5 protein-coding genes are annotated in these 12,035 nt (G+C 34.8%); all 5 read left to right on the top strand.

What is annotated here, in order from left to right; genetic code table 11:
- The first annotated feature begins 269 nt into the window (after positions 1-269).
- The 5 genes from B0M43_RS20730 to B0M43_RS20710 all read left to right on the top strand — a co-directional run bounded on the left by B0M43_RS20730 (position 270) and on the right by B0M43_RS20710 (position 11,906).
- On the top strand, positions 270-1,595 hold the full coding sequence (locus B0M43_RS20730; RefSeq protein ID WP_078005222.1) for a BNR repeat-containing protein: 1,326 nt from the start codon (positions 270-272) through the stop codon (positions 1,593-1,595).
- Positions 1,596-1,891: 296 nt separating this feature from the next.
- Positions 1,892-5,005 (top strand): glycoside hydrolase family 2 TIM barrel-domain containing protein, encoded by a 3,114-nt coding sequence (locus tag B0M43_RS20725; RefSeq protein WP_078005221.1) that lies wholly within the window; start codon positions 1,892-1,894, stop codon positions 5,003-5,005.
- 355 nt (positions 5,006-5,360) lie between these two features.
- Positions 5,361-9,452: a two-component regulator propeller domain-containing protein gene (locus tag B0M43_RS20720; protein WP_123921735.1), complete on the top strand. Its 4,092-nt coding sequence runs from the start codon at positions 5,361-5,363 to the stop codon at positions 9,450-9,452.
- Between the two features lie 29 nt (positions 9,453-9,481).
- The gene (locus tag B0M43_RS20715; protein WP_078005219.1) at positions 9,482-10,726 is read left to right on the top strand and encodes a DUF2264 domain-containing protein; all 1,245 of its coding nucleotides are present in this window, start codon (positions 9,482-9,484) and stop codon (positions 10,724-10,726) included.
- 22 nt (positions 10,727-10,748) lie between these two features.
- On the top strand, positions 10,749-11,906 hold the full coding sequence (locus tag B0M43_RS20710) for a glycoside hydrolase family 88 protein (protein ID WP_078005218.1): 1,158 nt from the start codon (positions 10,749-10,751) through the stop codon (positions 11,904-11,906).
- Positions 11,907-12,035: the final 129 nt, after the last annotated feature.

Genomic DNA, 12,035 nt, shown 5'->3' with positions numbered 1-12,035 from the left:
ATAGCTATCATTTCAATATTATGTTTTTGAAAAGATCATTACATGATAAAACAGCAAGGTTAAGGCTAAACTTACTTCGCTTTGACTATTATTATCTGTAGATATCATATTCTTTGTCAATCTGATAAATAAATTAAAAAACTGGTTGGTATTGTTTTGCTTAAATAAGTGTTGTAGTTACATTTGTTAACTGCTTATAAAAAATCAGGATGAGCAAACAGTCAGGAATGTTTTTTTAATTAAGGATTTATTGGATAATAATAAAGAAAATGGAGATCAACTTAATAACACATTTAAATAAAAATCAAGTACTTGTAAGTTTTTTTGTGATGGTGATATTTTCATCATTTTCCGCTAAGGCTCAGCTAAAAACTACAGAAAGTACTATTGGTTTAGGCTGGAGCAATAATTCTGTAAATACAGTAATTTTTAGAAACAGTGCACTAACTACTTTTAAAGGAGTTCAATATACAGCATACTACGATCCCGAAGGCAGGGTAGTTTTGGCAAAACGAAAACTAAATGCACAAAAATGGGATACATTAATTACTCCGTATAGCGGTAATGTAAAAGATGCACACAACGACATCAGTATCGCAATAGATGGTGATGGCTATCTTCATATGAGCTGGGATCATCATGATACCCGTTTGCGTTACGCCAGAAGTAAAATGCCATACAGCTTAGAGTTAGGCCAGGAAAAAGCAATGACCGGCAAGGAGGAGGAGAAAGTAACGTATCCTGAATTTCATAATTTACCTGATGGGAAATTATTATTTTGCTACCGTTCAGGAGCTTCCGGAAGAGGAAATATGATTATGAAATCGTATGACGTAAAAACGCAGCAATGGACCGCCTTACAAAATAATTTAATCGATGGCGAAAATCAACGCAGTGCCTATTGGCAAATGTGCGTAGGCGAGAAAGGAATTTACATGTCGTGGGTTTGGAGGGAAAGCTGGGATGTATCTACCAACCATGATATTTGTTACGCTTTTTCTGCAGATGGAGGAAAAACATGGCAAAAATCTACAGGCGAAAAATACGTCTTGCCCATTACAAAAGCAACGGCGGAACAAGCCTGGAAAGTACCTCAAAATAGCAGTTTAATCAATCAGACGGCCATGACGGTAGATGAAAAGGGAAATCCATATATTACTACTTATTGGGACAATACCGGAATACCGCAATATAAAGTAGTGTATTTATCCCATGGAAAATGGAACTTAATCAACACTGCTTTTCATACAAAGTCATTTACTTTGGGCGGAGGAGGAACCAAAAGAATCCCTATTTCACGTCCTGAAATTTTAGTTCATAAATCGATGTTGTATTTGCTTTTTAGAGACGAAGAAAGAGATAATAAAATAGCATTAGGATACACTAATCTGCAAAATATAAACTGGAAATTACAAGATCTTAGCCGCTTTTCAGTAGGACAATGGGAACCTAATTTTGATAAAGAACTCTGGAACGATAAAAAGCAATTGCACATTTTTTCTCAAAATGTAAATCAGGCAGATGGAGAAGGTTTGGTAAAAGCAAATCCTGAGCCAGTACAGGTTTTAGAAATAGAAAAGTTGCCTGTGCTATAATGTCTTTTTTTTAATTTAAAAATTATGAATTGTATAAATTATTTGCTAATTTATTTGTTTTATTGCTGTTTTTATTGATATACCCCTTCTAATATATTGTTGTGTCCCTCTTGTTTTATGTGTTGTTATTTAAATTTGTGAAGTTATTTTTTATTTCTAAAATAGAGCATATCATTTTCTAACCGGGACCTCTGTATTTTTTTTAAGTAAGTCTTTATTTAATGATGCTTGGTAAAGTTTGATTGAAATAAAATTAAGGAGTATTGAATTTTAGTTCCCATTTTTAAAATAATTAAATGAAAAAAATTGTATTAGCACTTGCCTTATTTTTGAGTCTGCAAAGTAATTATGCCCAGAGTAACGAATGGGAAAATCCTAAAATTCTGGACCGCGGAAAAGAAGCAGGCAGAAGTTCCTTTCTTTTATATAATAATGAAGCTGAATTGAAAGGGAACAATCCTCAAAAATCAGCCTTATATCAGAGTTTAAATGGAAGCTGGAAATTCAATATTGTAAAAAATCCGTCGCAAAGACCTATGGATTTTTTTGCAGTAAATTTAGATGACAGCAATTGGAAAAACATTCAGGTGCCTTCGAACTGGGAAATAGAAGGTTTTGATATTCCTATTTATACCAATATTACGTATCCATTTCCTAAAAATCCACCTTTTATAAATGGCGATTATAACCCGGTAGGAAGTTACAGACGCACTTTTACAATTGCTGATTCATGGAAAGACAAAGAAATCATACTTCATTTTGGTTCTATCAGCGGTTATGCTAAAGTTTTCCTTAACGGAAAAGAGGTAGGGATGACCAAAGCATCAAAAACGCCTGCCGAATTTAATATTACTTCATTTTTACAAAAAGGAAATAACCTGATTGCAGTTCAGGTATTTCGCTGGCATGACGGAAGTTATTTAGAAGATCAGGATTTTTGGAGGTTAAGCGGTATTGAGCGTGATGTTTATTTGCAGGCAATGCCCAAAACAACTGTTTGGGATTATTTTGTAAAAAGTGATTTAGACAATCAATATAAAAATGGGATTTTTAATCTTGATGTTACTTTAAAATATTTTGAAAACAGTAAAATTAAAAATACCGTTGTTAAAGCTGAATTGTTTGATAAAGAAGGAAATACCATCTTTTCTGAAAGTAAAAAAGTAAACGCTAAAGAACAGAAAATCAGCTTTGAAAAAACAATCGAAAATGTAAAACAATGGAATGCTGAAACACCAAATCTGTACAGATATACCATTACATTACTAGACAATAAAGGAAAAACATTAGAAATTATTTCTAAAAAAACTGGTTTTAGAAAAGTCGAAATAAAAAATGCCAGACTCTTAGTAAATGGTAAGGTTGTGATGGTAAAAGGTGTTAATATACACGAACATGATGATGTAAAAGGGCACGCTCCTGTTGAAGCAACAACAATAAAAGACCTTCAGCTAATGAAGGAATTTAACATTAACGCCATTAGAATGAGCCACTATCCGCATGATAGTCATATCTATGATTTATGTGATGAATATGGATTTTATGTGGTTGATGAGGCCAATATCGAAACCCATGCAATGGGTGCCGAATTGCAAAACTGGTTTGATAAAACCAAACATCCTGCTTATTTGCCAGAGTGGGCACCGGCACATATGGATCGTATCGAAAGAATGTTTGCACTGGATAAAAACCATCCGTCTATCATTATTTGGTCTTTAGGTAATGAATGTGGTAATGGTCCTGTTTTTTATGATGCTTACGATTGGCTTAAAAAAACAGATACTACGCGTCCGGTTCAGTTTGAGCAGGCAGGAGAAAACAGAAATACCGATATAGTTGCCCCTATGTATCCGGGCATAAAAAGCATGAAAGAGTATGCCAATTCTGATAAAACGCGTCCTTACATCATGTGCGAATATGCACACGCTATGGGAAACAGCAGCGGAAATTTTCAGGAATACTGGGACATTATCAATAACAGTAAACGCATGCAGGGTGGATTTATTTGGGATTGGATTGATCAGGGATTGAAAACAAAAAATGAAAAGGGAGTTACTTTTTGGGCATATGGCGGAGATTTAGGAGGTGCTAATTTACAAAATGATGAGAATGGCTGTGCTGACGGACTTGTGTTTTCTAACAGAACTCCAAAACCTGCATTATATGAAGTGAAAAAAGTATATCAAAACATTCAATTTCAACTTAATGGAACTGATTTGTCGGTTACAAACCATTATAATTTCACCAATCTTTCTGATTATATCTTTAAATGGGAATTGATTAAAAATGGCGTAAAAACAAAATCGGCAGAATTTACTTTGGATGCAGCTCCGGAAGAAACTAAAAAAGCAGCACTGGATTTAGGTACAATCGAGGAGAATTCAGAATATTTTTTAAATGTTTTTGCCGTTTCAAAATACGATGCGCCATTGCTGGCTAAAGGACATGAATTTGCAAGAGAACAATTTAAAATAGGCAAAGGTTCTTATTTTAAAAACAACAGCATTGCCAAAAGTGCTTCAAAATTAAAATACACTGTGAGCAATAACATAGTGTCTTTTGAAGCTGAAAATGCGACAGGACAATTTGATTTGAAAAAAGGAGAAATCCTGAACTATAAACTGAAAAATGCGGGCAATGAAATTTTTACCAATTTCCCGTCTCCTTATTTTTGGCGTGCTCCAACAGATAATGATTTTGGAAACGGAATGCCAAATAAATTAGTAATCTGGAAAGAAGCCTCAAAAAATCCGACTTTGATAAGTGTTAAAATGGATAAAAATACAACAGAAGGTTTGCTGATTAAAGTAGCCTATCAACTAGCTCAGGCAGCTGTTCCTTACACCGTAGAGTATCTAATTCAAAATAATGGATCAATAAAAGTGACTGCATCTATAGATATGGCAGGGAAAGACTTACCTGAATTACCTCGTTTTGGAATGCGCATCAAACTAAACGGTAATTATGATAATCTAAGTTATTACGGAAGAGGGCCTTGGGAAAATTATTCAGATAGGAATTCGGCTTCTTTTATTGGAGAATATTCAGATAAAGTAATAAACCAATATGCCAGAAATTACATTCGTCCTCAGGAATCAGGTTATAAAACCGATGTTCGCTGGCTGACATTAAAAAATCAAAACGGGCAAGGCATTAAAATCGAAGGACAACAAGAACTTAGTTTTAGCGCGTTGAATATTTCGACAGAAGATCTGGATCCTGGAAAAGATAAAGCACAAAGACATCCTTCTGATTTGAATTTAGATTCAAAAGAAGCTGTTTACCTGCATCTGGATTACAAACAAAGAGGTTTGGGTGGTGATGATAGTTGGGGACGACTTCCTCATGATCCGTACCGATTATTAGAAAAACAGTACAGTTATTCGTATACCATATCATTGGTGAAATAAACTGTTGAGCATAATTATTTTTAACACATAGAAACATAGATTTTTCTAATTAAAAGAAGTCGTTTCACTTGTTTATAATGCACATAGCTTACTATGCGAAAGAAATGTATTTCTTTTTTTGTATCCTTTTTGTTCATAAATTCTATGTTTCTATGTGTTTAATTATTTTTTTATGACGCTATTAAAGCAAACGGCAGAAGCAATTATATTCTATGAATTTAATTCGTATTTTTCTAAATATTTGTTCGGGAAAACCTATGAAAATCATTCATAGGTTTTTCTAATTTTAAAGATTTTAATTTTAATTAGTAAATTTTAATAAAACCTGACCATTTAATTCCAACCACACTATATTTTGAAAAATAGAATCCTTTTATTTTTAATATTTTTAGTCTGTTCGCCGGCAATGCCGCAGAAAGCAGGTTCAGCTGTTGCAAAATTTGGACATGCAAAGTATGATATTGGTTATATTGGCATAAAAAACGGACTTGCAAATAATGCTGTTACTTCTGTATACAAGGACAAGCGGGGATTAATGTGGTTTGGTACTTATGACGGAATAAGCAGGTTCGATGGTTATAATTTTTTAAATTTCAGAAACGAACCCAATGATCGTAATTCGCTAAATAATAACAGGGTTGTAAGTATTTGCGGCACTAAAAATGAAATTTGGATTGGTACAAAAGGAGGCATAAGTGTTTATGATTATTTGAGCAATCAGTTTAGTACACGATATTATATAAATGCGAAAACCTCTAAGAGTGAGCCCATCGATTTTGTTATCAATAAAATCGCAGATCACAAATCAAACATGTATATCGCCACGGCAGGTAAGGGATTGCTTTATTATGCAGACAAACAGGAAATCGTTCAGATCCCGCTTTATGAAAACGGAAAACTGCATTGGGATTATCATGTTCAGGGAATGGATTTTGACAAATCCGGCAAATTCTGGTGTTTTGTTCAGGGCGTTGGTCTCGTTACTATGGATGCAACAGCCAAAAAACTAATTGTTGTTTTTTCTGATTTTACAACCGGAAGCTGCATTTTATCAGATAAATTTTCAAACATTTGGATAGGCGTTGATGAAGGTTTGCTAAAGTACAATACATTAAAAAAAACACATCACATTTATACGAATCAGGAAGTTCAGTATCCTATTTCTGATTTAATGTGCAAGAATGATAAAAAAGAACTCTGGATCGCTACAAACGGTAACGGTATTGTAAAATACAATTATACTTCAGATACTTTTTCTTTATTTAATGCGAGTTCAGATGAAGAAAAACTGAATAGCAATGCCATTTCGTCCTTGTTTTTAGACAATGAAAACAGAGTTTGGATTGGAACTTTAAGAGGAGGAGTGAATAAAATTGAGGAAACAAAAAGTCCTTTTAGTACCATTTCGAAAAATGAAAATATAAAAAACACCCTGCCCAGCGATTTTATTTTGTCGTTATCAGAGCAGGATAGTGAACATTTATGGATAGGAACTGACGGAGCGGGGGCAAGTTTGTGGAATAAAAAGACCAATACGTTTACCAATTATGCGTACAATGCAAACAATCCCAATTCGATCTCGAATAATTTTGTAACCGCAATTGTCACAAATGATAAAGGAACCTGGTTTGCAACCTATGGCGGCGGAGTTTCCTTATTTAATGCTCAGACCGGTAATTTTAAAAAGTATAGTTTTTACAATCCTAAATACAATGCATTTCAAAAAAATATCTGGGTACTTTTTCGTGGTAAGGATAATATTTTATGGGCCAGTTCTCCAGATGATGAAGGACTGTACCGGTATAATAATACAACTGACAAATTCGATTTTGTCGATGCCAAAATTAGAGGAATTATTTCGATTACCGAAGATGAAAACAATAATCTCTGGATAGGGAATTTTACAAAATTATTTCGATTCAATCCCAAAACTATGGAGCGAAAGGAAATTGATGTAAAATATCCGGTGAGATCAGTTATTGCTCTTACTAAAACAAAAATACTCGTGGGTACAGAAGGGGGAGGTTTGATGATTTTTAATCCCGAAACTTCGGCTAAAAAATTCCTCACACAGCGAAACGGACTTCCAAATAATTCAGTTTTAAACATTGTTCAGGACAATCAGGGCGCTTTTTGGGGCAGTACCTACAACGGAATATTTACCTATAATGCTAAAAACGGAAAAATCACCAGTTATCACGATACTGACGGACTGCAAAGCAATCAGTTTAATTATAATGCGGCCTTAAAGCTTACCACTGGCGAAATTGTTTTTGGTGGAATTAAAGGTTTTAATATTATTGATACCAGAATTAATAGTCAGATTCATGATTTCCCAAAAGTGGTAATAACTGCTATAAAAGTAAATAATAAAGTTTTTGATCAGTCGGGCCTGACTTCTTTTGGAATTGATCAAGTAAAATTACCTTATGACGAATCGATGCTAAATATCGATTTTGCAGCTTTAGAATATAGTCTGCCTGAAAAAATATCGTACGCTTATTTTCTCGAAGGATGGGATTCGCAATGGCATTATATTGATAATATCCGAAGTGCCAATTATTCCCGATTAACAGAAGGTGATTATGTACTGAAAATTAAATCTACAAACGCAGAAGGAATCTGGAATACAAAATCCATTTCATTGCCTATTACCATATTACCACCATGGTACAGAAGTGGTTTTGCTTATTTTGTGTATTTTCTTCTTGTCGCTTTTATTATTTATGTTGTAGATAAATACCAGCGAAAGCAGGCACAGCTTCAATATGAGATAAAGCTTTCGCAAGATTTGGCCAAACAGGAAAAAGAGTTAAACGAGAAAAAAATAACTTTTTTTACCAATATTTCTCATGAGTTCAGGTCACCATTAACCATGATTATCAATCCGTTGAAGGATATTATTTACGGTACAGATCAGCAAATAGATCCGGGCGCTATCGAAATGGTATACAGCAATTCCAGAAGATTACTGAGTTTGGTGGATCAGCTGCTTCTTTTTAGAAAAACAGAAACAGAAACGGGAAAACTTAAAATTGGGCAAATTGATATTGTAGAACTGGCCAAAGAAGTTTTTAGCTGTTTTGTACATCATGCAAAAATTAAAAAAATCGACTACAGTTTTAGTATTTCCGAAGAAAAGCTGTTGGTTTATGTCGATCGTGAAAAAATAGAAATGACTTTGTTTAACCTGATTTCTAATGCATTAAAATTTACAGAAAAAGAAAACGGAAGCGTAACGGTCAATTTGCGCTGTACAGACGTTGAGGTAATTATAAAAGTTATTGATAATGGAGAAGGCGTTCCCGATGCAGATAAAGACAAAATTTTTAATTTGTTTTATCAGTCCAATACTAACATAAAAAATAACCGTAAAGGTTTTGGTATCGGACTTTATTTGGTTAAACAATTTGTAAATCAACATTTTGGAGAGGTGAGATGTTATGATAATGAAAATGGAGGAGCCATTTTTGAGATTAAATTGCCTCTTGGAAAAGAACATTTTGGAGATGTAGAAATCAGAGAAGACCTAAGCGACAGAACTTTATTTCTGGAGGATGCATTAGAAGATAATGTATTGCAGGAAAGTGGGTTGCAGTCAATTGATGAAACTGGTAATGTAAACGAGTTAATTAAAGATGCCAAAAGTATTTTAGTGGTTGATGATAATGCCCAGATTAGAAATTATCTAAAACGAATTTTATCCTCAAAATATCATATTACGCTCGCTGAAAATGCCGAAACAGCTTTAGATATAATTAAAAAAATACAGCCTGATCTGGTCATCTCAGATGTGGTGATGGGAGAAATGAACGGTGTGGCTTTTTGTAAACATATTAAGTCAGATGAAGAATTAAAACACATTCCTGTAATATTACTTACCGGAGGAACTTCAGAAGAAGTAAAACTAAAAGGGGCAGAAGTAGGAGCCGATGATTACATCACCAAACCATTTGATAACGACTATTTATTAGCGAGAATAAGCGGAATATTAGCCCGACGAGACAGCGAGCAGCATTACCTGCTGAACTCGGTGACCAAAAAAGAAACCAATCTAAAACTATCCGATGAGGACAAAAAACTCATCGAAAGAATTGTAGATGTTATTGATGCCAATTTGGATGTAGAGAATTTTAATGTGCATGATTTGGCATTTCACCTGGGCATGAGTTATTCTTTAGTATATAAAAAAATTAAAAAAATTACAGGCAAATCTGTTTCAGAATTTACCCGCAACGTCCGGTTAAGAAAAGTAGCAACATTATTGATTACAACAGATTTACAAATAAGCCAGGCCGCTTCAATTGCAGGTTTTGGCGATATAAAATATTTCAGGAAACACTTTCAGCAATTTTATAACATAAACCCTTCTGAGTTTAAGAAAAAATATCAAAACGTAAAGGACAATAAATACATACTAAATGAAAGTTTTTGGAAATCAACCTAAAACTTACAAAACAAGATAAAAATATTTTAATGAATCATTATTTAAAAAATACTGCTTTAGTGTTGTTTCTGTATTTTGCAGCAACAATCGGCATTCATTCACAATCAAAAAAACTTCAAAAAGATTCGCCTGAAAAAGTGCGTAAATTTTTTGTATCCTCTTTAACAAAAATTGGAAACCCTGTTTTAGAAGCATTAAGTAAAAACCAGCTAAAACAAACGATGCCTGTAGAGAAATCTCCCGGAGCATGGGATGACAGAACTCATGTAACATATCTGGAAGCTTTTGGCCGACTCCTTTCCGGAATGGCTCCCTGGCTGGAATTAGGTGCAGACGAAACTGCAGAAGGAAAACTAAGGGCAAAATATATCGATCTGGCTCAAAAGTGCATTCATAATGCAACTGATCCGGGCAGTCCCGATTATATGAATTTTGTGATTGACAGACAGCCTCTGGTTGATGCGGCTTTTTTTGCTCAGGCTTTGCTTCGCGCACCCAACCAACTTTGGGAACCACTAGACAGTATTACAAAACAAAATGTAATTGCAGCATTAAAATCATCCAGAAAAATTGAGCCTTATCAAAGCAACTGGCTTCTTTTTGCAGGAATGATTGAGGCAGCGATAGTTAAATTCGACAAAGACCCTGATAATAACCGGTTAAATTATGCTTTAGAACAACACAAAAAATGGTATCTGGGAGATGGAACTTTTGGCGACGGGCCTGATTTTCATTGGGATTATTACAACAGTTTTGTAATTCATCCCATGCAATTAGATATTTTAGGCACTCTTAAACAAAAAGACAGCGTTTACAACGCAGATTATGCAACAGAGTTAAACAGGGCAAGACGTTATGCAGCAGTTCAGGAAAGGTTAATTTCTCCTGACGGAACTTATCCTCCAATAGGAAGATCATTAGCCTATCGTTTTGGAGCTTTCCAGTTATTATCTCACATTGCCCTTTTGAAAGAATTGCCAAAAGAAATTGCTCCGGCCCAGGTTCGCTCAGCATTGTATAGCATGATTTACAACCAAATAAATGCATCTGGCACTTTTGATGAAAAGGGCTGGCTGCAAATTGGATTATATGGTCACCAGCCTAATATTGGTGAAGGTTATATCTCGACCGGAAGCCTCTATTTGTGTTCAGAAGCTTTTTTGGTTCTTGGTTTGCCTGCCACCGATGTTTTTTGGACGGATCCTTATCAGCCCTGGACACAAAAGAAAATATGGTCAGGAATAGAAATTCCAATAGATCATGCAACAAAATAATTTAATATTTAATCTTATTATAATGATGAAATTTAGAAACTCACTTTTTATTTTAATGGCCGTTGTTTCACTGGTATCCGTTAGTTGTAAAAGTACTGCCTTAAAACAAAAAACTGCCATAAAAGAATCTAAGAAAGAAGTTATTGCTATTATTGACAAAGTAAACAGCCGTTGGCAGAATACGCATCCGGAATTGGGTAATGCTTTTTGGAATGTTGCGGCTTACCATACAGGAAATATGGAGGCTTATAAAGTAACACAAAACAAAAAGTATCTGGACTATTCTATGGCATGGGCAGAAAAAAATCAGTGGATGGGAGCCAAATCAAATGACAAGTCAGAATGGAAATACAATTACGGAGAAAATGACAAACATGTATTGTTTGGCGACTGGCAAATTTGTTTTCAGACGTATATCGATTTATACAATTTTACAGGAAAAAATGACCCTCATAAAATTGCACGTGCCCGTGAAGTCATGGAGTATGAAATGAGCACCGAAGCGAACGATTACTGGTGGTGGGTTGACGGATTGTATATGGTAATGCCGGTGATGACAAAGCTGTACAACGTGACGGGTAACGAAATGTATCTGGAAAAATTACATTCGTACTTGTTGTATGCTGATAGTATCATGTACGATAAGGAAACCAGCTTATATTTTCGGGATGCAAAATATGTGTATCCAAAGCATAAAAGTGCCAATGGTAAAAAAGATTTTTGGGCCAGGGGAGATGGTTGGATTTTTGCAGGCTACGCCAAAATTATTCAGGATTTACCAAAAACAGCCCAGCATAGAGAAGAATACATCAGCCGTTTTCAGAATATGGCCAAAGCGCTGGCAGCAGCACAGCAAAGCGAAGGATACTGGACCAGAAGTATTTTAGATCCGGAACATGCGCCAGGACCTGAAACCAGCGGGACAGCATTTTTTACGTATGGTTTTATGTGGGGAATTAACAATGGCTACTTAGATAAAAAAACATATTTACCGGTAGTGGAAAAATCATGGAACTACCTCACAACATTTGCTCTTCAGGCTGATGGAACAGTAGGATACATACAGCCCATTGGAGAAAAAGCTATTCCGGGGCAAGTGGTCGATAAAAATTCGACAGCTGATTTTGGCGTTGGCGCTTTTTTATTAGCAGCATCAGAGATCTCTCGTTTTGTGAAGTAAAGTTTAAAGTTTGTTTCAAGTTACAAGTTGCTTCTCTTTATAGTTTTACCACGGAGTTTCGCAGAGTTTTTTCACTGAGTTTCACAAAGTTTTTTTGCAGCTTATTTATTTCATTGAATATTGAGCTTT

It is taken from the genome of Flavobacterium sp. KBS0721, assembly GCF_002007065.3.
Classification (GTDB): Bacteria; Bacteroidota; Bacteroidia; order Flavobacteriales; family Flavobacteriaceae; genus Flavobacterium; species Flavobacterium piscis.
This window is presented reverse-complemented; position numbering and strand designations above follow the sequence as displayed.

Coding starts and splice junctions, on each gene's coding strand:
- B0M43_RS20715 (WP_078005219.1), top strand. CDS start 9,482: ATGAATCATTATTTAAAAAATACTGCTTTAGTGTTGTTTCTGTATTTT.
- B0M43_RS20730 (WP_078005222.1), top strand. CDS start 270: ATGGAGATCAACTTAATAACACATTTAAATAAAAATCAAGTACTTGTA.
- B0M43_RS20725 (WP_078005221.1), top strand. CDS start 1,892: ATGAAAAAAATTGTATTAGCACTTGCCTTATTTTTGAGTCTGCAAAGT.
- B0M43_RS20710 (WP_078005218.1), top strand. CDS start 10,749: ATGATGAAATTTAGAAACTCACTTTTTATTTTAATGGCCGTTGTTTCA.